Origin of the sequence: Roseobacter phycocola, assembly GCF_042055075.2 — a bacterium.
GTDB lineage: Bacteria > Pseudomonadota > Alphaproteobacteria > Rhodobacterales > Rhodobacteraceae > Roseobacter.
The window spans coordinates 2,846,856-2,866,574 of record NZ_CP194010.1 but is presented as its reverse complement, the minus strand read 5'-3'; the positions used below and the strand labels follow the sequence as shown (position 1 = coordinate 2,866,574).

The window sequence follows — 19,719 nt, the reverse complement described above, 5'->3', positions numbered from 1 at the left end:
GCTGCAGAGCGGGTGTGTTCAGATATTGTGCGCGGCTGTCTCGCGCGCCGAATTGCGCCGTGTAATGCGCAGACGTCTGACAAACGCCAGTACAAAAGCGGCTGTCAGTATCAGAATGATTGTCGGTGCCGGTGCGCTGTCGATAAAGAAGCTGAGATAGGTGCCCAGAAACATCGCACCTGTGCACACAGCGACTGCGACACAAAGCATAGCACCGAAACTGCGCACAATCAGGAATGCAACAGCACCCGGGGCAATGAGCAGCCCGATGGCCAGAATAAGGCCCGTTGCTGAAAGGGTCGCAACAACCGTCAGCGACAGGGCCGCGAGCAGGCCATAGTGGAGTACCTGTACCGGAAGCCCCGACGCCTGCGCCTGTGCCGGGTCAAAACTGTGCAGCAGCAGATCTTTCCATTTCAGGATCAGCAGCCCGGTCACGACAGCTGAAATAATCGCCGACGTCAGGATTTCGTGATTCTCAACACCCAGCATATTGCCAAACAGGATGTGATCGAGGTGAGCATTGGTTTCGATGGCGACGTAAAGCACGATGCCCACACCAAACATGCCAGAAAAAACCACACCCATGACGGTATCCTGCTTAACGCGGCTGTTGTTGGCCAGATAACCGCTGGCCACTGCGCAGACCATGCCGGCCGCGAAAGCCCCGAGAATAAGCGGCAGACCGAAAATGTAGGCCAGAACGATCCCGGGCAGGACAGCGTGGCTGACGGCGTCTCCCATGAGCGCCCAGCCTTTCAGGACCAGAAAACACGAGAGAAGGGCCGCAGGAACAGACACAATTGCCGCGATGATGAATGCCTTCTGCATAAAGGCAAAAGCGAAAGGCTGCATCAGAACATCAGTCATACGCGCCCCGCGTTGTTCGTTCTTCCTGCCCCGGCGTGCACGATCCTGGCGCGCCGCCGGCTGGCCAGCAGCCCGTGGGTCGGCGCGAGCAGGAAAGCCAGCAGGAAAATCAGGGTCTGCAGGGTGACGATAACGCCACCGGTTGCACCATCGAGAAAGTAACTGATGTAAGCGCCCGAAAAGGCAGTGCCGGCACCGATGGCAACGGATGTGGCTATGAGGCGCGGGAAACGGTCGCACAGCAGATAGGCCGTCGCACCGGGTGTCACGACCATGGCGATCACCAGAAACGCGCCGACTGTCTGCATGGCCGCGACCACACTGGCGGACAGCAACGTGAAAAAGACAGCTTTGAGCAGCCCGGGGTTCAGCCCGATTGTCCGGGCATGGTTTTCATCAAAAAAGGTGACCATCAGGTCCTTCCACTTTGCCAGAAGCACTGCCAGTGAAACGAAGCCAATCAGCGCAAGCTGCAGCGTGTCCTCTGGCGTGATGGCCAGAATATTACCCATGGTAATCGTCTGAACGGACACGGACATCGGGCTGAGCGAGACAATGAACAGGCCCAACCCGAAAAATGATGTGAAAATCAGGCCGATGATCACGTCAGGCTTGAGGCCGGATCTTTCAGACAGAAAGAGCATGGACCCAGCCGCAAGGCCGCCTGCGATAAAGGCCCCCAGCGCAAAGGGCAGGCCCAGAATATAGGCACCCGCAACGCCCGGAACGACTGAGTGCGCAAGCGCATCGCCGATCAGTGACCATCCTTTGAGCATGAGATAGGCGGAGAGGAACGCGCAGACGCCGCCCACCAGTGCCGAGACCCACATCGCATTGGTCATGTAGCTGTAGGAAAACGGCTCCAGCAGAACTTCCATCACTTGCGGTCCTCGGTACGCTGGGTCTTTTCTCCGTATTGTACGAACGGGCGTTCATCATCCGTCAGAATGGTCACTTCACGACCGTCTTCGTCGTCGTGCAGCGTGTTGCCTCCCAGTGTGAAGTGACGCAGCACGCCGCCGAAGGCCTGTTCCAGGTTTTCACGGGTGAAGGTCGTGTCGGTTGGACCATGGCCCAGCACCGTGCCTTTGACCAGAATGGTCCGGTCGCAGAATTCGGGCACGGAGCCCAGGTTATGGGTCGAGACAAGCATGACCCGGCCCTCGTCCCGCAGTTCCCGCAGCAGCGAGATGATCTGTTCTTCTGTCTTCACATCAACGCCTGTGAAAGGTTCATCAAGCAGAATGACCTGACCGTCCTGCGCGAGGGAACGGGCCAGGAAAACGCGCTTGCGCTGACCGCCGGACAATTCACCGATCTGCCGATGGCGGAAATCCTGCATGCTGACCCGGCGAAGTGCCTCATCTACAGCGGCATGATCGGCCGGACCCGGGCGCCGCAGGAAGCCCATATGGCCATAACGGCCCATCATGACGACATCTTCGACCAGCACCGGGAAGGCCCAGTCCACATCCTCGGACTGCGGCACATAGGCCACCAGATTTTTGCGCAGCGCGTCGCGTACGTTCATGCCCAGGATTTCGATATGTCCGCTGGCAGCGGGGACAAACCCCATTACCGCCTTGAAAAGCGTCGACTTGCCTGCTCCGTTCACCCCGACAAGTGCGGTGACCGATCCGCGGGGTATTTCGAAACTGGCGTCCCAGAGCGCCGTGTGGCCGTTCCGGTACGTAACGGTAACATTATGTGCGCAAAGCCCCGGGGCTTCCGGAGCCGTTTGCTGTGTTTCGGCAGCGCTGGTCTCAACCGGTTGCATAACTCACTTCCCGGGCTTTCGCCCCTGGTCCTTCCACGTATCAAACCCGCAGTGCGATAACTGCGGGTCTGTACGTTCTGTTTCATGTCGCGACGTTCAGTTCGTCGCGGCGGTCAGTCCTTCAGCCACCGTGCGCGAGGTGACAGTCAGAAGGTCAAGATAGGTCGGCACCGGGCCGTCAGCACCGCTGAGGCTGTCCACGTAAAGCACACCGCCGTAGGCGACCCCGGTTTCCCGCGCAACCTGTTCGGCTGGCGCAGTATTCACGGTGCTTTCGCAGAACACTACGGGAATGTCATTGTTGCGGACACCGTCGATGACCGAGCGGACCTGCTGGGGGGTGCCGACGCGGTCAGCGTTCATCGGCCACAGATAAAGCTCCTGCATGCCGAAATCCCGCGCCAGATAACTGAAAGCGCCTTCACAGGTCACCAGCCAGCGCCTATTGGCCGGGATTTCCGAGATGGCTGCACGCAGGGGTTCAATGGTGGCGCGCAGCTGTTCTTTGTAAGCTTCCGCATTCCGGGCGTAGATATCCGCATTTTCCGGATCGTGTTCGCTGAATGCCGTGACGATGTTGTCTATGTAGATCAGAGCGTTGTCGAGGCCCATCCAGGCATGTGGGTTCGGTTTGCCTTCATAGCTGCCTGATGCGATGGGGATCGGTGCAATACCTTCAGTCAGCGTGGCAGAGGGGACGTCTGACAGATTGGACAGGAACTGTTCAAACCAAAGCTCCAGGTTCATCCCGTTCCACAGGATCAGATCGGCGTCCGACGCCCGCACAATGTCGCGCGGGGTTGGCTCATAGCCGTGGATTTCCGCGCCCGGCTTGGTTACCGACACCACATCCGCTGCATCGCCCGCAACGTTCGACGCCATATCCGCAAGCACGGTGAATGTTGTAACAACCTTCATCCGGTCTTCTGCAAAAGCGCCTGTTGCCAATGCCCCTGTCAGAAACGTTGCAGCGCCCAGTCCCAAAATATGTTTCAGCATCCTGTCCTCCTTTGACGGAGATATAGTACATCTTTCTGTAAATGCAAATCACTCGCAACTAGATGCGGGAATTTCTTTTCCGTTCCCCTGCGGGCAGAACGCCGGATGCAGCAATTCGCTGCCGTCGGGGCCGCATTTCCGGTGCGTGAAAGCGAAGGTCAGAGTTTGCCGCACTTGTCCCGTGGTAACAGGTGAAACAGCCGGATGTAGGTGCTACAGTCATCACCGGTCACCATGCCGTCAAGCCACTGGCGGGACCCGTCCAGGGTTCCGACCCAGCCCAGCATAATGTTGTCCCGGCGCACTTTGCCCTTGCCGCCAAGGTCGGCGATTACCTGGTTGACCACTACGGGCTCAAGCATCAGCAGTTTGGTCAGGATCAGCGTGTTATACACTGCAGGTACATCCTCGACCCTGAAATGCTCAGATGGGTTTTTGTAGGCGGTGTCCCTGATCCCCAGATACTCGGTATTGAACCTTTTCAGCGTGACCTTTTCGCCGAGTTTTCCGGACTGCATTGCAGTGTCGAAATAACGGTCCGGCCGGGTCAGGTATCCTTTCAGTTCGTCCTTGGTCATGCCGGTTGCGCTCATCAGGATTGTGTTCAGCAGATTTTCCTTAAGCCGCCGGATGGGCGCCAGCAGAAAGTCTGGCGTTACGGCATCGATCAGTTTGCCGATCGCGCGGGCGCTCAGGCCTACGAAATCCGGCGCACCAGCCATAGAGAGCAGATGCAGCTGTACGTATTCGGTGAGAATCCGGTCGGCCTCGTCTGTATCCGCTTTGCGCTGAGGGTTGAAAAACAGCGCCAGCGCAACACGGTGACTGACGCCGGGCCAGGCTTTCAGTCCGCTGTCGATATCCCGGACCCAGTGTTCCTTGTAGGTGGTCGGGAGCCCGTGAATGGTTACATGCGTGGTGAGCTGCCCGCCGAGGAATGTTTTTGAGCAGGAAAAGTCGAGCCAGTCACAGTCATCAATCGCCTTTTTCAGCTTTTTCTTCCGTTTGTAGTACCACTTGATGTCTTTATCGAGCTCGTGCCGCATGGTCGAAAAAATCCGGGGCACCGACAGACGTGCGGCGGGGCTTTTGGCCGGCAGCAGCTTTTTGTCCAGAGCGGTGCCGGGTCTCGCATCCACCATCGTTTTGTAGATTTTGGTCTCAAGGCCGCGGATTGATGTTCTGAAGACGGAGGCATCAAACTGATCCGATGGAAACCGCTTGTCGATGTAGCCTTCAAGCACGACGTGCCGGATCGCATTGTCCGCGGGGTTAAACGTGAACGGGGCACCCGAGAAATGATTTACAAAGCTGTGGCCGTAAACATCTCCGGCAACATGTGTGATGAACCCAAGACGAAACGCACGTTCGTTCGCGTTGCCGTCAAAGGAATTCCAGATGTGATCAATCCATTGCGATGATCCGCGCCGGACCAGTGACAACGTCTGTTCGGGGTGGATGTATTGCTGGCCGGTCGCCATGTCCGGATAGGCATCAGGGCCGAGCACGCCTGCGCGAAAGTGCCGGCGCCCCTTGTCCAGTGCCTCAAGCGTCTGCGCGGACACAGGGTAGCGCCGGACGGTGCCGGTCTGGAGGTCCGGAATGTCGATATGGCCGTCGTCCAGGGCATCAAGCGCGGCCATTTCGGCGATGAAGACGTGCGTTGTGGGTTTCCACGCAACGGCTGGCGAGGCAATTGCCAGGGCCGCGATACTGGCAATTATTTTTGACAGCCGGGATTTTCTGAAGAACGGTGAAATCAGTTTGCAGGACCGGGGCAACGTGGCCTCCTTCAGTAATTCGCGTCAGCTGTCTTCAGATTGATACCAGCACTGTTGATTTTGAACACATATTTTCAGCATACGGCCGCGTGTCGGGTGCGCAGGGTGACTGAAGCGCATGGCAGCAGTCAGCAGGCCGGGATTGCCTGCTTGTGCAGCATTCCTTCTCGGGATGCCTGATCGTGGCGACTATAAACTTGACCGGATGGTAAAAGGACGGTCAATTGACCGGATAACAAAAGTCACAGGGGAGGTCTGCATGAAGACCACAGGATTTATTGGCAGGCGCCTGATGCTTGCCGGCGTTGCTGCTTTTGGCATGGTACTGTCTGCGGGTGCTGCGGCTGCCGAGGCCACAAAAGTTGCCGCAATTTACACGCTGCCGGTCGAACAGCAGTGGATCAGCCGCATCCACAAGGCACTCAACGCGGCCGCGGATCGCGGAGATATCGAGTATGTTTTCTCGGAGAACGTGGCCAACACAGATTATGAGCGCGTCATGCGCGAATATGCTGAACAGGGCATGGAACTGGTGGTCGGTGAAGTCTTTGCCCTGGAACGGGCTGCGCGCAAGGTTGCCGCTGACTACCCGGACACGGCCTTCCTGATGGGCTCGTCTTTTGGTCCGTCTGCGCCCAACTTCGCAGTGTTTGACAACTGGATCCACGAGCCCTCCTACCTGACGGGCATGGTTGCCGGTGCGGCAACGGAATCCAACGTTATCGGCATGGTCGGCGGATATGCCATCCCGGAGGTGAACCGTCTGATGCATGCTTTCATGGATGGGGCACGTGAAGTGAACCCGGACGTGAAGTTCATCGTAAACTTCATCGACAGCTGGTACGATCCGCCAAAGGCCAAAGAGAGCGCTTTTGCGATGATGGATGCGGGTGCTGATGTTATGTACGCGGAGCGTTTTGGCGTGTCTGATGCGGCGGTTGAGCGCGGCGTCAAAGCCATCGGCAATGTGATTGATACGTCTGGCGACTATCCGGGCACAATCATGGCGTCAGCGCTGTGGCACATGGAGGCGACCATCGACCGCGCCGTAGCCAGTGTGAAGGGCGGTACGTTCGAGGCGGCGGATTACGGCCAGTACAGCTTCATGGCTTACGGCGGTGGCTCGCTGGTGCTGGATGAAAGCCTTGTGGATGCTGAAACCGTGGCCGCGGTGAAGGAACGTGAAGAGGAAATCCTCGGCGGTCTTTTCCGGGTGAATGTGAACGACGCACGTCCGGTATCTGATAACTGATAAAGGAATGGCCGGCTCCGGTGGCCGGCCGTTTTACCCATGACCCAGCAGAAAATACTGTCACTGGACGGGCTGACCAAAAGGTTTGGCACCGTGCTGGCCAATGATGCGGTGGACCTGCACCTGCACCGTGGAGAGGTTCTGGCGCTGCTGGGTGAGAACGGTGCGGGCAAAACGACCCTGATGAACATGCTGTTCGGCCACTACATGCCCGACGCGGGCAGTGTTTCCGTAGCCGATGCGGCCGGTGCCATGGTGCCGCTGACGCCCGGGCACCCTCAGGCAGCACTGGATGCCGGGATTGGCATGGTGCACCAGCATTTCACACTGGCGGAAAACCTCAGTGCGCTGGACAATATCCTTCTTGGTGCCGAGCCGCTTCTTTCTTTGCGCCGGGACCGGTCAGCTGCGCGGGCAAAAGTCAAAGACATCATGGCACGCAGCGGACTGACCGCGCCGCTGGATGTGCGCGTTGGTCGCCTGAGTGTCGGGGAGCGTCAGCGCATCGAGATCCTGAAGGCACTCTACCGGGATGCACGTATTCTCGTGCTTGATGAGCCGACCGCGGTGCTGACACCCCAGGAAGCGGACGCCCTTTTTGCCAATATCCGCAGCATGACGTCGAATGGTCTTTCAGTGATTTTCATTTCTCACAAGCTGCGGGAAGTCCTTGCATTCTCAGACCGGATCGCGGTTCTGCGTCACGGTGCCAAAGTGGGCGAAATGGCAACCGCAGAAGCGGACCAGCGCAGCATTGCCCGTATGATGGTCGGCGCGGATACACCTGTGGCGCAGCGAAGTGATGCGGAACCCGGCGCGCCTGTCCTTGTGCTGGACGATGTGTCGGTGCGCGGGCGCTCGGATCGCGACAGCCTGAACAACGTCACCCTCGCGGCTCGGGCACACGAAATTCTGGGTATTGCGGGCGTCTCCGGCAATGGCCAGTCCGCGCTTGCGTCTCTGATCTCGGGACTGACGCCGCCGGACGGAGGGCAGGTGGCGTTGTCCGGTCAGTTACTGTCGGGGATATCGCCGGCCGGCATGATCCGTGCGGGTGTCGGGTCGATCCCCGAGGACCGGCATCATGATGGCATCGTGGGGGCCATGAGCGTCGCTGAAAATCTGGTGATCGAACGCCTCGGCGATCCGGATGTACAGTCGCGGGGGCTGTTGAAACGCGATGCAATCGCACAGCATGCGGCAGACCTGACACAGAGCTATGACGTTCGCGGACCCGGCCCGGATGCCGCTGCGCGCCTGCTGTCCGGGGGCAATATCCAGAAACTGATCCTGGCGCGTGTTCTTGAAAGGCAGCCGAAGCTCATTCTGGCAAATCAGCCGACGCGCGGGCTCGATATGGGTGCCGCGGCAGAAGTCGCGCGCCGCCTGCTTGAGGCCAGGACCAGAGGGGCGGCGGTGGTGCTGATCTCGGAAGATCTGGATGAGATCCTCGGCCTTGCAGACCGGATACTGGTGATCCATGACGGACAGCTGCACACGGCAGAGACGCGCGACCGCGAAGCAATAGGTCTGATGATGGCGGGAGAAGCGGCATGATGCGGGTAGAACCGAGGAACGCGCCTGCGCGTCTCCTGACCGTGGGCGTGCCGGTACTTTCAGCCATTGTTGCGCTGGGTCTGGCCGCCATCCCGCTGGCTTTTGCGGGGGCTGGAATTGCCGAAGCCTACCGCGAGATGTTCCGTGGTGTTTTCGGTTCTGTTTTTGCCTTTTCGGAGATGCTGACCCGGGCGACGCCGCTGATCTTTACGGGTCTCGCTGCAGCGCTCGCGTTCCGGGCCAAGCTCTGGAACATCGGGGCCGAGGGGCAGCTTTATCTGGGCGCGATGGCCGCGGTGGCTGTTGGCGCAGGCCTGACAGACGCCCCCGGTATCGTGCTGATCCCTCTGATCATTCTGCTGGGTGCCGCAGCAGGATCCGCTGGAATGATGCTGCCCACATTACTGAAGTCACGGTTCGGGGCCGATGAGGTGGTCACGACCCTGCTTCTGAACTTTGTCATTCTGATTTTTCTGCAGATGATGCTGGAGGGGCCGCTCAAGGATCCGATGGGTCTGGGCTGGCCCCAGAGCCCGCCGATCCCGGATCAGGGTATGCTGCCTGCGCTGATGGACCGGATGCGCGTGCATTCCGGGCTGTTGATCGCCCTCTTTGCAGCGGCGGTGGCGCAGTTCATGCTGATGCGCTCGGTCTGGGGGTTCAGGCTGCGCGCAGTGGGGGAAAACCCGGCAGCCGCACGTCACGCCGGGATCGGCGTGAACAGGTCTCTTTTCGGTGTGGCGATTATCTCGGGCGGGCTGGCAGGGCTTGCGGGGGTCAGTGAAGTGGCGGGCCTCAAGGGATACCTGACAGCGGACCTGTCGCCTGGATTCGGCTACACCGGGATTGTCGTGGCCATGCTTGCAGGGCTGTCTCCCGCCGGTGTTGTGATCTCCTCGCTCTTTATCGCATCCGTGTTCGTCGGCGCAGATTCAATGAGCCGTGCAATGGGGGTGTCGTCCTATCTGGCCGACCTTGTTGTTTCGGTTTCTCTGCTCTGTGTGCTCATCGGCGGATTTTTTGCGCGCTACCGTATCATCCGGGTCCGCGAGCGGAGGGCGGACGCATGATGGACATCCTGAACATTCTGATGAGCGAGAGCTTCTGGGCTGCGTCGCTGCGGATTGCAACGCCGCTCATTTTTGGCGTGCTTGGTGCTTTGCTCTGCGAGAAATCGGGCGTTCTGAACCTGGGTATCGAGGGCATCTTTGTCGCTGGCGCAATGGCGGGCTGGATGGCCGTCTGGCTGGGCGCAGGACTTTGGGGCGGCGTTCTGGTCGCGGCCGTCGCGGGTGCATTTTTCGGCCTGATACATGCGATCCTGACCGTGCCTCTGGGTCTTTCGCAACATGTGTCCGGCCTCGGTGTCACTCTGTTTGCCACGTCCGTGAGTTATTTCACCTACCGTACCGCCCTGCCGGATGTGTCCTCCCCGCCGCGCATTGAACCGTTCCGTGCGCTGGACATTCCTGTTTTGTCGGACCTGCCTTTCGTGGGGCCGGTGCTGTTTCAGCAGACCGCGCTGACCTGGCTTGCGCTGCTGCTTGTTGTGGTCGTCTGGTACACGCTGAACCGTACCGCGCTGGGCATTGCGATCCAGGCGGTCGGGGACAATCCGGACAGTGTGGATGCGCAGGGTCTGTCTGTTTATGGACTGAGGATCGGTGCGGTGGTGGCAGGTTCAGCGCTGATGGCGCTTGGCGGTGCTTTCCTGACGATGTCCGCATTTGACGCGTTCTTTTTCGGCATGGTCAACGGCCGGGGCTGGGTCTGTATCGCCCTTGTGATTTTCGCGAGCTGGCGACCTGGAAAAGCGCTGCTGGGCGCGCTGCTTTTTGGCGCCTTCGATGCGTTGCAGGTACGCCTGCAGACAGAGGTTGGCGCCCTGGTGCCCGGCCAGGTGTTCCTGATGGTACCCTACATTCTGTCAATCGCAGCGCTCGTGATTGCTGCCCGCAGCGCGGACTATCCGCGTGCTTTGCTGACGCCCTGGTTCAAAGGGCAGAGATAGAGGTCCGGAATGTTTGATCTGATTATCAGAAATGCCACGCTTGCCGATGACCGGACGGGTATGGATGTGGCCTGCCGCGATGGCCGGATCGTCGCGGTCGAGCGGGCTATCGAAGCCGAGGCAGGCGAAACGATTGATGCGGATGGCTGTCTGCTGTCGCCGCCCTTTGTCGATCCGCATTTCCACATGGATGCAACGCTGTCACTCGGCACACCGCGTATGAACGTATCCGGCACGCTGCTTGAAGGGATTGCCCTTTGGGGGGAACTGAAAACGATCCAGACGGTCGAGGAAATTGCCGAGCGCGCGCTGAAATACTGTGAGCTTGCGGCGGCCATGGGCATCGGTGCGATCCGCAGCCACGTGGACGTCTGCGATGACACGCTCAAGGGTGTTGAGGCACTGCTGCACGTCCGCAGGGAAGTGGCGCCGTATATTGAACTGCAGCTTGTCGCATTTCCTCAGGACGGTGTCCTGCGTGATCCGACTGCCATGCAGAACCTGATCCGCGCGCTCGACATGGGGGTGGATATTGTCGGTGGCATCCCGCATTTCGAACGCACGATGGAACAGGGTGCAGAATCCGTCCGGTTGCTGTGTGAGATAGCCGCTGAGCGCGGGCTGATGGTCGATATGCATTGTGATGAGAGCGATGACCCTCACAGCAGGCACATCGAGACACTCGCCTTTGAGACGGAACGGCTTGGTCTGCAGGGCAGGGTGGCTGGGTCGCACCTGACGTCGATGCACTCTATGGACGACTACTACGTGTCCAAACTGATCGCACTGATGGTTGAGGCGGATATCCGGGTGATCCCAAATCCGCTGATCAACATCATGCTGCAGGGCCGCCATGACAGCTATCCCAAACGGCGCGGCCAGACCCGTGTGCGCGAGTTGCGTGATGCCGGTCTTGCGGTCGGGTTCGGATCAGACTGCGTCAAAGACCCCTGGTACTCGCTTGGGCGTGCTGACATGCTGGATGTCGCCTTCATGGGGCTGCACGTCGGTCAGCTTTCCAGCCGGGCGGATATGGCCTGGTGCTTTGATGCGGTGACCCGCAATTCCGCGCAGATTATGGGGCTGGAGGGGTATGGCATTGAGCCTGGCTGCAGGGCCGACATGGTGCTGCTGCAGGCCAGCGACAGAATTGAAGCCATCCGTCTGCGTGCCCATCGCCTTGCCGTGATACGGGCGGGTCGGGTGATTTCGCGCAGCAGGCCTGCTGAGGCGAAGATGAACCTCTCAGGGCAGGAAAAAACACTGAGATTCTGACTTTGCCGCCGGAATATCCGGCCTGCCGGCTATGCGGAGAAATTTCAGCTTATGCTCTTTTATCGGACTTCGGGATCGGATTCCCCTACTGGTGGCGCTTTGTCTGGTTCTGACATGCCAACAACCGCACCACTGATGCTGTTTGCGATATGCTCTGCGTCCCGTTTCTCCGGCGGTTTCGGTCCGTAAAGCGCACGATTGAAGCGAAGGGACCCTTCGACGGCATAGCGGTTGTCTGTTATCTTCCAGACATCATCACATTCAACCAGCGTGGACATGACCCGGAATGGTTCCTGGACCAGCGCCGCGTCCCGGAACAGTTTTGCTTCATGGACCGACAGGATGGTGTCGTCCTTAAAAAACTGAGATGCCAGAAGTCTACGTTCGATTCTGGTAACGCCAAGCGCTCTGTAGTGCCATCTGACGCGCCGGAATATTTCCTCGTTCTGTTCATGGGACGTAACTTCGGTCTCGCCCAGGTCCGTAAAAAGCGTGAACGGGACAAGGAAGCAGGACCCGAACGCTTCGTAGTCTCCGGAGATCAGCGCATCCCGGGTGCGTGTCATGATATCGCCTGCAATCCGTCTTGCCCGCGGTTCGATGGAAATCTTCATGTAACAGTATTTCCGGCCCAAAAAAGAATACACCAAACGGGTTTTCCGGATGGGATTTGGCGTGCACCCTGCGGTCTTTCCTGACAGGGCGGCCCGGAAATACCATAGCCAAGTTCGGCGCGATGCGGTACACTAAGCGGCATTCGATATTCAGATTTCCATCGGATCATTATGAAAGACAGATTTGATATTCTCAGGCGTATCCGGGCCGAGTTTGGCAGCGAAGTGGCAGCCGTGACAAGGATCGATATTCTCGACGGCATGTTTTCGCATACTGCATCAACTGCGTTTTCGGACACTCTTGAAACATTCGAAACACTGCGCACGACCAATACATGCTGTGCGAAGGTCATAGACAGCGCAGCTTTTGTAGCTATCAGCGAGGTGAGCCTCGCCAGTGGTGATACGCGCTGCCCAATGATGACTGCCGAAGGGTTTGAGGCCTATCTGGGCGTGCCGCTGTTTGTTAACGAAGAGGTTGTTGGAGCACTTGAGGTCATTGCCAGTGCGCCCAGACACTGGAGAAACGACGAGATTGCGCTTCTCGAACGGTTTGCGAGGATCTTTGAGACGCAGCTGGATGGAAACCGGGCTGCGGATAACGTCATGAAGCTCCGTCAGGTCAGATAGACCTTTGCCGCGCAAGCATCCGTCAGCCAGATAGGCTGCCAGTTTCCGGTGCTGCAGGTGAGTTGGCTGGGATGGTAGGATTCGAACCTACGGTACACTGTACCAAAAACAGTTGCCTTACCACTTGGCTACATCCCAACGTGGTGCGCTAATTAAGCCCATGAAGCGCAACGTGCAAGACCCGTTTTCCAGAAATTCGCATTAACCCGGCCAGATTGCCCGGCCCGGTGCGCGGGGGCGTGCGCATGCGGGCTCAGGCCGTCACATCGATGAGTACAGTTCCGGCACGGCGTCCTGCTTCGACGCTTTCATGTGCCCTGTGAGCCTCCCGAAGCGGGTGGGTGTCTGCCACGGGGCAATGCAGTTCGCCGGCATTAACAGCGGCATGCAGACGGTCAATACATGCGTTCCGTTCTTTGTCCGGAAGAATATAGATCAGACTGATGTCGATCTTGACAGCTTTGAAGAGCAGTGGGCCAAATGGAACAACCGGCGCCATGTTCTGCGCTGATCCATAAACGGCGATGGTGCCGCCGGGCGAAATGACCTCTGTCGTCACGTTTATGTTCGCGCCAAATTCAACCTCGGCCACCCGATCGACGGTGCAGCCCTCGTTGGCCGCCAGGATTCGTTCAGCACAGTCTGGATCAGTGTAGTCAATGACCGCGTCAGCGCCCGCGCTGCGGCAGCGCTCCGCACCCTCGCCGCGGGCGGTGGCAATCACATGCGCGCCCCCACGTTTCGCAAGCTGGACGGCAAGGTATCCAACGGTTCCTGCTCCGCCCTGAACGAGCAACGTCCTGCCCGCGACATCACCTCCACCGAACACAACCTGTGCTGCTGTAAGCCCGGGAATGCCCATGGCGGCGCCCTGTTCGTCAGTCATGTTGTCGGGCATCGGCACCGCCTGGGTTGCGGGCAATGTTATGGTTTCGGCAGCAGTGCCAAACGGCCTTTGCCACTGCCCGTTCCAGATCCAGACCCGCTGGCCTTTGCGAGCGGGGTCTACGCCCGGGCCCACGGCACTTATGACACCTGCGCCATCGCTGTGCGGAACAATCTGTGGAAAGGGAGGAGTGGTAACGCCAGGGCGCGCGCCTGCACGTGCCTTCACATCCGAGGGGTTCACGGCTGAATACCTGAGTGCGACGGTCACTTCGCCGGGACCGGGTGCCGGCGCGTCCATTTCGGTCAGTGTCAGGACGTCTGCTGCCGGTCCGAAACGGTTGTATGTGATGGCACGCATGGCGGTTCCCTGTAATATTTCCCGGTCAGCTCATGATGATGCCGGATTTTGGGGTAGCTGCAACCCATGTCGACGCAGGGGTAGTATCAGTCGCGGATTTCACCGGGGGCTACCCCCCACAGATGATCCTTGCGAGCCCACCCGCGATAGCCACCGGACCGCAGCCTGCACCATGTCTCATCGCATTTTCCAAGGCGCGCTATGACACCCTGTTCGAGTGCGGCGGCAACCGGCGCTTCTGCGTCCGGTCGCTGATGCAGCGTGAGCATGTCGTGTTCAATGATAACGGTTCGGACACCTGAAAGCAGTGAATAATGTACCCAGCCGCCCTGACCTTCGCGATCTTCAACTCTGCGCCAGTGACCATGTTCCGCCGTAATCTGCAGCGGCATGTCCCGCCGGGTAAAGACCCAGTCGATCCGGTGTGTCAGCGAAGGTCCCCGCCGCACATTGCCTTCGGAGGCTTTCATGGAAACGTAGCGCGGCAGCGGCAGATTGGTCACGGGGCCGGTTTCTGCCACCGCCTGGGAAAACAGCGTGGTTGCCGACAGGATCAATCCGGCGATTGCCCGGCAGAATACTCTGGTCATCGGATGCAGCCCGTAATTCTTATTTTGCTCAATTGATGGCCCGGGGTTCTTGTGCCTCGTGACCAGTTCCGTCACCATGCCAAAAAACAGAATGTACGCCAAGTCCCGGGAGGCCCAGAATGTCAAAGCCGCGGTTGAGTGTTGTTGTGACGCGACGGTTACCGGAAGCTGTGGAAACCAGGCTTTGCGAATTGTTTGACGTCAGGCTGCGCGACAGTGACGCGCCCATGACCCGCGAGGAACTTTCCGCCGCTGTGCGCGAGGCGGATGTGCTGGTCCCGACCGTAACAGATGTCATTGACGCGTCGCTCATCGGTCAGGCAGGTGATCGCCTGAAACTGATTGCCAATTATGGCGCCGGTGTTGACCACATTGACGTGGCAACCGCCCGCCAGCGTGGTGTGCTGGTGTCCAACACGCCCGGCGTTCTGACGGATGATACAGCAGACATGACAATGGCACTGATTCTCGCCGTGCTGCGCCGCATGTCGGAGGGTCTGGCAGTGATGCAGGCGGATGAATGGGACGGATGGGCTCCGAACGCCTTTCTGGGCGGGCGCGTCGGGGGCAGGCGCCTCGGCATTCTGGGCATGGGTCGTATTGGTCAGGCCGTTGCGCGCCGTGCGTCCGCGTTTGGCATGCAGGTTCATTATCACAACCGCCGCCGACTGCGTCCGGAGCAGGAAACAGCACTCGATGCAACCTGGTGGGAAAGTCTGGATCAGATGGTGGCCCGCATGGATGTCATCTCGATCAACTGCCCGGCGACGCCGTCCACGTTCCATCTGATGAATGCCCGGCGGCTGAAACTGATGAAACCCGAAGCCGTGATCGTAAACACCTCACGCGGCGAGGTGATCGACGAGAACGCGCTGACACGGATGCTGCGCGCGGGCGAGATCGCCGGGGCGGGGCTCGACGTCTATGAACACGGGACCCAGGCGAACCCCCGCCTACGCGAACTGCGCAATGTGGTACTCCTGCCGCATATGGGGTCTGCTACCCGCGAGGGCCGGATGGAGATGGGCGAAAAGGTCATCATCAACATCAAAACCTTCGACGACGGACACAGGCCACCGGATCAGGTGGTCCCCTCTATGCTCTGATTTCTGCAACCCGAAAGGACCGATTATGCGTTTCTCTGCCGTTCTTCTCGCTCTTACCGTTGCCTCCGCCGCGCAGGCGCAGCAGGCCGCCGACGCAGTTCAGCCGGAGCCCGCGACGCAGGGCGCATTCGAGGCCTTGTCTCCTGAGATTGCTGCAGCCTTTGCCGCAAAAGCGGCACGTCAGCCGGTGCAGTCGGAACAGTGGATGGTCGCTGCGGCGAATCCCTGGGCTGTGCAGGCGGGCGCGGATATTCTGGCCCAGGGGGGGACTGCCGCAGATGCGCTCGTGGCGGTTCAGGCCATGCTTGGCCTTGTGGAACCACAGTCATCAGGCCTCGGCGGCGGGGCTTTTCTGGTATATTATGACGCCGGGAGCCAGACACTGACCACCCTTGATGGGCGGGAGACCGCGCCGCTGGCCGCAACACCACGCCTGTTTCAGGACGAGAATGGCGAGCCGCTGAAGTTTTTCGATGCTGTTGTGGGCGGGCTGTCTGTCGGCACACCCGGCACGCCTGCTCTGATGGGTGAGGTTCATGCACGCTGGGGCGCGCTGGAATGGCAGAACCTGCTGGCACCTGCGATTGAGCGGGCAGAGGAAGGGTTTGCCGTCTCACCGCGGCTTGCAGGGCTTGTCGCGTCCGACGCCGAGCGTCTGGGCCGTTTCCCTGAGACGGCGGCGTATTTCCTGCCGGACGGCGCGCCACTGGCTGTCGGCGATATGCTGCAGAACCCTGAGTATGCCGAAACCCTGCGCGCAATGGCGCGTGGTGGGGCGGACGCATTCTACACCGGTGATATCGCGGCGGATATCGTGGCGACGGTACAGTCGGCACCGGGCAACCCGGGCGTCCTGTCCGCTGTTGACCTGAGCATCTATGAGGTTAAGGAGCGCGCGCCTGTATGCGTGACCTACCGTGCGCATGATGTCTGCGGCATGGGGCCGCCCTCGTCGGGTGCGCTGACGGTCGGACAGATTCTTGGCATGCTGGACGGTTATGACCTGTCTGCCGGGCCTGGCGATGCGGATGTGCGCCGGCTGATTGGTGACGCCTCGCGGCTCGCTTTTGCTGACCGGGGCCGGTACATGGCCGACAGCGATTTTGTTCCGGTTCCGGCGGCAGGTCTGGTTGATCCTGCGTATCTGGCGGACCGTGCGGGGGAGCTTGCCGGTGACAGTGCGCTGAGCGACGTGAGCGCTGGCGCGCCTGCTTTTGATCACGCGCTGAACTACGCCGATGATGTCTCGATAGAATTCCCGTCCACGTCGCACATCTCGATTGTTGATGCGGCGGGCAATGTTGCGTCGATGACGACCACCATCGAAAACGGTTTTGGCAGCCGTCTGATGGTGCGGGGTTTCCTGCTCAACAACGAACTGACGGACTTCTCGTTCCGGTCTCACCGCGAAGGCGTGCCCATTGCGAACCGTGTTGAGCCGGGCAAGCGGCCACGTTCCTCCATGGCACCAACCATCGTGATGAAAGACGGCGCACCGGTGCTCGCCATCGGGAGCCCCGGCGGCAGTCGTATCATCGGCTATGTCGCCGAAAGCATCATCGGCTGGCTGGACTGGGGACTGAACGTGCAGGAAGCGGTGTCTGTGCCACATGCCGTGAACCGGTTCGGCACATACGATGTTGAGGAAGGTACCGGAGCGGAGGCACTGACCGCGCCGCTCACCGAAATGGGTTTCGAAGTGAACGCCCGTGCCCTGACCTCCGGTTTGCATGCAATCGCCATTGGTGAAACACTTCAGGGCGGCGCTGACCCGCGCCGTGAAGGTATTGCGCTGGGCGACTGACGCCCGGCTGCAACGGTCCGAAGGAGCAGAAATTGGCAGAAATCGCGTCTCTTCCACGCAATGAAACCGGTATCAGAACGGTGGTGGACATCCTGCGCCAGCAGTTCGGAGAGCGCCTGCACACGGGTCAGGCCATCCGCGAACAGCACGGTCATACCACCACCTGGATCGAAAATCAGGCGCCCGATGCCGTTGTCTATCCCGCCAGCACGGCAGAGGTTTCTGACCTGATCAGGGTTTGCGCGACACATGACGTTCCCGTCATCCCCTATGGCACGGGTACATCTCTTGAAGGGCATGTGAACGCGCCGGCCGGTGGCATCTGTATTGACCTGAGCGAAATGAATGCCGTGCTGGAGGTGAATGCAGACGACCTCGACTGCCGCGTCCAGCCTGGTGTCACGCGCGAGGATCTGAACACATGGCTGCGCGACAAGGGACTGTTCTTTCCGATTGATCCTGGCGCCAATGCCTCGCTGGGCGGCATGGCCTCGACACGGGCGTCCGGTACCAATGCTGTGCGCTATGGCACGATGAAGGACAACGTGCTGGCGGTCGAAGCGGTGATGGCGGACGGCCGGATCATCCGGACAGGCACACGGGCGCGTAAATCTTCAGCGGGTTATGACCTGACGCGTCTGCTGGTCGGCAGCGAGGGTACGCTGGGGGTCATTACCGAGATAACGCTGCGCCTGCACGGTATTCCGGAGGCCATCAGTGCTGCGCGCTGCTCATTTCCGACGGTTGAGGCTGCCTGTCAGGCTGTCACGGCGGTCATTCAGTATGGCGTCCCGGTGGCGCGGATTGAATTGCTCGACACGATCATGGTCCGGGCGATCAACGGATATGCGGACCTGGGCCTGCCGGAAACGCCGCTTCTCCTTCTTGAGTTCCATGGAACCGGGGCGGGCGTCGAAGAACAGGCTGGTATTTTCGGGGACATCGCCGGGGAACTGGGCGGCAACGGTTTCGAGGCAACCTCGACGCCGGAAGAACGCACCCGCCTTTGGAAAGCGCGGCATGATGCCTACTGGGCGATGCTGCAGTACCGGCCAGGTGCCAAGGGTGTTGCGACGGACGCCTGCGTGCCGATTTCGAAGCTTGCCGAATGCGTCACAGCTGCGCAGGAACGCGCACTGGAACTGGGTCTCATCGCGCCCATCGTCGGACATGCCGGAGACGGCAATTTCCACGTTACACCTCTGGTGAACATGGATGATGCCGAAGAGGTGGCGAAGGCACAGGCATACACAAGCTGGCTCAGCCAGCTGGCGATTTCGGTGGGCGGAACCTGCACCGGCGAACATGGTATCGGGCAGGGAAAACAGAGCTATCTGCGCGAAGAGCTTGGCGATGCAACACTTGTGATGAGCGCGATCAAAGCAGCGCTCGATCCTGCCAACATCATGAACCCGGGTAAAATCTTTGCGCCGCAGGACTGAGGTGTTTCGCAGGGTGTTCGGCCGGCTCATTCTGGCCGCGTCGTTGCTGGTACCCTCCGTCGCCGCGGCACAACAGCAGGACGCCGTCTATGCAGTGACGGTCTCGCTGAACTGGTCAGAAGAAACCGCTGCGGCGCCACCACCTGGCGCGCACTGGTCAAGACTGATCGCATTCGCGCATTCCGACCGCTATGCGCTGTTTTCAGACGGCGATACCGCATCCAGCGGCCTGGCTCTGGTGGCAACCAACGGGCGCACCACAGTGCTGGAGGCGGAACTGGCCGAGGGAATGCGCAGAAAACGTGTCGGAGCACATATTATTCTGCCGGGTTCCGAAGGCGGGCAGGCAACTTTTGCCTTTGAACTGCCGGTGACGCCCCGCCAGAACAGGATATCCTTTGCAACCATGCTGGCACCCAGCCCGGACTGGTTCAGCGGTATCTCCGGTGTGCTGCTCTATGAGAACGACGCGTGGGTTGACCGGGTTGAGCGGCCCATCTGGGTCTGGGACGCGGGCGCGGACAGCGGCCCGGATTTCGAAGGGCCCAATCTGCCGACCCAACCGCGGCAGTCGGTCAGATTGCTCAGCCATCCGTCCTTTTTGCGTGCATCAGGGCTGCGGCCCATCGGCACCGTTGTTTTTGAGCGCAGGTAGACGCTGCGATCAAACAATCTGTTGCGCTCTAAACGTCGTTTTTGCGCGCCGTGCGGTCGGCTGGGCAAGGCGGAAGCATGCCGCTCTTTCCTAGAAATGGCTCAGGATCG

General features: G+C 59.8%; 18 protein-coding genes and 1 tRNA gene. 10 read left to right on the top strand and 9 right to left on the bottom strand.

Annotated features, from left to right (window positions below):
* Positions 1-18: 18 nt before the first annotated feature.
* From AB4K19_RS14100 to AB4K19_RS14080, 5 genes are all read right to left on the bottom strand, one after another.
* Positions 19-870 carry a metal ABC transporter permease gene (locus AB4K19_RS14100; protein ID WP_375228949.1) on the bottom strand — a complete coding sequence of 284 codons (852 nt, stop codon included), beginning with the start codon at positions 868-870 and terminating at the stop codon, positions 19-21.
* A complete protein-coding gene (locus AB4K19_RS14095) occupies positions 867-1,748 on the bottom strand; it encodes a metal ABC transporter permease (RefSeq protein ID WP_375228948.1) in 882 nt (293 codons plus the stop codon). The genes AB4K19_RS14100 and AB4K19_RS14095 overlap by 4 nt, the downstream gene beginning before the upstream one ends.
* Entirely contained in the window at positions 1,748-2,647 is a 900-nt protein-coding gene (locus AB4K19_RS14090) for a manganese/iron ABC transporter ATP-binding protein (RefSeq protein WP_375228947.1), read from the bottom strand. The genes AB4K19_RS14095 and AB4K19_RS14090 overlap by 1 nt, the downstream gene beginning before the upstream one ends.
* A gap of 96 nt (positions 2,648-2,743) precedes the next feature.
* A complete protein-coding gene (locus AB4K19_RS14085) occupies positions 2,744-3,646 on the bottom strand; it encodes a metal ABC transporter substrate-binding protein (protein ID WP_375228946.1) in 903 nt (300 codons plus the stop codon).
* A gap of 158 nt (positions 3,647-3,804) precedes the next feature.
* Positions 3,805-5,427, bottom strand: a complete 1,623-nt coding sequence (locus tag AB4K19_RS14080; RefSeq protein WP_375228945.1) for a zinc dependent phospholipase C family protein — start codon at positions 5,425-5,427, stop codon at positions 3,805-3,807.
* A 259-nt stretch (positions 5,428-5,686) separates the two neighbouring features.
* Here AB4K19_RS14080 and AB4K19_RS14075 point away from each other — a divergent pair, with 259 nt between their 5' ends.
* Genes AB4K19_RS14075 through AB4K19_RS14055 form a run of 5 tightly spaced genes read left to right on the top strand, consistent with a single transcriptional unit; the run spans position 5,687 to position 11,522 of the window.
* A complete protein-coding gene (locus AB4K19_RS14075) occupies positions 5,687-6,679 on the top strand; it encodes a BMP family protein (protein ID WP_375228944.1) in 993 nt (330 codons plus the stop codon).
* 39 nt (positions 6,680-6,718) lie between these two features.
* Entirely contained in the window at positions 6,719-8,236 is a 1,518-nt protein-coding gene (locus tag AB4K19_RS14070) for an ABC transporter ATP-binding protein (RefSeq protein ID WP_436398081.1), read from the top strand.
* Positions 8,236-9,306 carry an ABC transporter permease gene (locus AB4K19_RS14065; RefSeq protein ID WP_436399547.1) on the top strand — a complete coding sequence of 357 codons (1,071 nt, stop codon included), beginning with the start codon at positions 8,236-8,238 and terminating at the stop codon, positions 9,304-9,306. Before AB4K19_RS14070 ends, AB4K19_RS14065 begins: the two co-directional genes overlap by 1 nt.
* On the top strand, positions 9,306-10,247 hold the full coding sequence (locus tag AB4K19_RS14060) for an ABC transporter permease (protein WP_375230900.1): 942 nt from the start codon (positions 9,306-9,308) through the stop codon (positions 10,245-10,247). Before AB4K19_RS14065 ends, AB4K19_RS14060 begins: the two co-directional genes overlap by 1 nt.
* A 9-nt stretch (positions 10,248-10,256) precedes the next feature.
* Complete coding sequence (locus AB4K19_RS14055) at positions 10,257-11,522, top strand: amidohydrolase family protein (RefSeq protein ID WP_375228942.1); 1,266 nt, start codon at positions 10,257-10,259, stop codon at positions 11,520-11,522.
* Positions 11,523-11,581: 59 nt separating this feature from the next.
* Here the strand turns inward: AB4K19_RS14055 and AB4K19_RS14050 are convergent, their stop codons facing one another.
* Positions 11,582-12,136, bottom strand: coding sequence for a hypothetical protein (locus tag AB4K19_RS14050; RefSeq protein WP_375228941.1), 555 nt, complete (start codon positions 12,134-12,136; stop codon positions 11,582-11,584).
* Between the two features lie 171 nt (positions 12,137-12,307).
* Here AB4K19_RS14050 and AB4K19_RS14045 point away from each other — a divergent pair, with 171 nt between their 5' ends.
* Positions 12,308-12,766 carry a GAF domain-containing protein gene (locus tag AB4K19_RS14045; RefSeq protein ID WP_375228940.1) on the top strand — a complete coding sequence of 153 codons (459 nt, stop codon included), beginning with the start codon at positions 12,308-12,310 and terminating at the stop codon, positions 12,764-12,766.
* A gap of 63 nt (positions 12,767-12,829) precedes the next feature.
* Here the strand turns inward: AB4K19_RS14045 and AB4K19_RS14040 are convergent.
* The 3 genes from AB4K19_RS14040 to AB4K19_RS14030 all read right to left on the bottom strand — a co-directional run bounded on the left by AB4K19_RS14040 (position 12,830) and on the right by AB4K19_RS14030 (position 14,602).
* A tRNA-Gln gene (locus AB4K19_RS14040) sits at positions 12,830-12,904 on the bottom strand.
* A gap of 115 nt (positions 12,905-13,019) precedes the next feature.
* Positions 13,020-14,012 carry an NADPH:quinone reductase gene (locus tag AB4K19_RS14035; RefSeq protein WP_375228939.1) on the bottom strand — a complete coding sequence of 331 codons (993 nt, stop codon included), beginning with the start codon at positions 14,010-14,012 and terminating at the stop codon, positions 13,020-13,022.
* Between the two features lie 86 nt (positions 14,013-14,098).
* On the bottom strand, positions 14,099-14,602 hold the full coding sequence (locus AB4K19_RS14030) for an SH3 domain-containing protein (RefSeq protein ID WP_436398075.1): 504 nt from the start codon (positions 14,600-14,602) through the stop codon (positions 14,099-14,101).
* A 119-nt stretch (positions 14,603-14,721) separates the two neighbouring features.
* Between AB4K19_RS14030 and AB4K19_RS14025 the strand changes: the two genes are divergently transcribed.
* Genes AB4K19_RS14025 through AB4K19_RS14010 form a run of 4 tightly spaced genes read left to right on the top strand, consistent with a single transcriptional unit; the run spans position 14,722 to position 19,609 of the window.
* On the top strand, positions 14,722-15,708 hold the full coding sequence (locus AB4K19_RS14025) for a 2-hydroxyacid dehydrogenase (RefSeq protein WP_375228938.1): 987 nt from the start codon (positions 14,722-14,724) through the stop codon (positions 15,706-15,708).
* A 25-nt stretch (positions 15,709-15,733) separates the two neighbouring features.
* Entirely contained in the window at positions 15,734-17,512 is a 1,779-nt protein-coding gene (gene ggt, locus AB4K19_RS14020) for a gamma-glutamyltransferase (RefSeq protein WP_436398072.1), read from the top strand.
* A gap of 32 nt (positions 17,513-17,544) precedes the next feature.
* On the top strand, positions 17,545-18,954 hold the full coding sequence (locus AB4K19_RS14015) for an FAD-binding oxidoreductase (RefSeq protein ID WP_375228937.1): 1,410 nt from the start codon (positions 17,545-17,547) through the stop codon (positions 18,952-18,954).
* A complete protein-coding gene (locus tag AB4K19_RS14010) occupies positions 18,938-19,609 on the top strand; it encodes a spondin domain-containing protein (protein ID WP_436398069.1) in 672 nt (223 codons plus the stop codon). The genes AB4K19_RS14015 and AB4K19_RS14010 overlap by 17 nt, the downstream gene beginning before the upstream one ends.
* Positions 19,610-19,719: the final 110 nt, after the last annotated feature.

Bases quoted from the DNA above. Each gene is read 5' to 3' on its own strand.
- AB4K19_RS14035 (WP_375228939.1), bottom strand. From the start codon at position 14,012: ATGCGTGCCATCACATACAACCGTTTCGGACCGGCAGCAGACGTCCTG.
- AB4K19_RS14060 (WP_375230900.1), top strand. From the start codon at position 9,306: ATGGACATCCTGAACATTCTGATGAGCGAGAGCTTCTGGGCTGCGTCG.
- AB4K19_RS14075 (WP_375228944.1), top strand. From the start codon at position 5,687: ATGAAGACCACAGGATTTATTGGCAGGCGCCTGATGCTTGCCGGCGTT.
- AB4K19_RS14030 (WP_436398075.1), bottom strand. From the start codon at position 14,602: ATGACCAGAGTATTCTGCCGGGCAATCGCCGGATTGATCCTGTCGGCA.
- ggt (WP_436398072.1), top strand. From the start codon at position 15,734: ATGCGTTTCTCTGCCGTTCTTCTCGCTCTTACCGTTGCCTCCGCCGCG.
- AB4K19_RS14070 (WP_436398081.1), top strand. From the start codon at position 6,719: ATGACCCAGCAGAAAATACTGTCACTGGACGGGCTGACCAAAAGGTTT.
- AB4K19_RS14090 (WP_375228947.1), bottom strand. From the start codon at position 2,647: ATGCAACCGGTTGAGACCAGCGCTGCCGAAACACAGCAAACGGCTCCG.
- AB4K19_RS14025 (WP_375228938.1), top strand. From the start codon at position 14,722: ATGTCAAAGCCGCGGTTGAGTGTTGTTGTGACGCGACGGTTACCGGAA.
- AB4K19_RS14095 (WP_375228948.1), bottom strand. From the start codon at position 1,748: ATGGAAGTTCTGCTGGAGCCGTTTTCCTACAGCTACATGACCAATGCG.
- AB4K19_RS14055 (WP_375228942.1), top strand. From the start codon at position 10,257: ATGTTTGATCTGATTATCAGAAATGCCACGCTTGCCGATGACCGGACG.
- AB4K19_RS14050 (WP_375228941.1), bottom strand. From the start codon at position 12,136: ATGAAGATTTCCATCGAACCGCGGGCAAGACGGATTGCAGGCGATATC.
- AB4K19_RS14045 (WP_375228940.1), top strand. From the start codon at position 12,308: ATGAAAGACAGATTTGATATTCTCAGGCGTATCCGGGCCGAGTTTGGC.
- AB4K19_RS14100 (WP_375228949.1), bottom strand. From the start codon at position 870: ATGACTGATGTTCTGATGCAGCCTTTCGCTTTTGCCTTTATGCAGAAG.
- AB4K19_RS14065 (WP_436399547.1), top strand. From the start codon at position 8,236: ATGCGGGTAGAACCGAGGAACGCGCCTGCGCGTCTCCTGACCGTGGGC.
- AB4K19_RS14085 (WP_375228946.1), bottom strand. From the start codon at position 3,646: ATGCTGAAACATATTTTGGGACTGGGCGCTGCAACGTTTCTGACAGGG.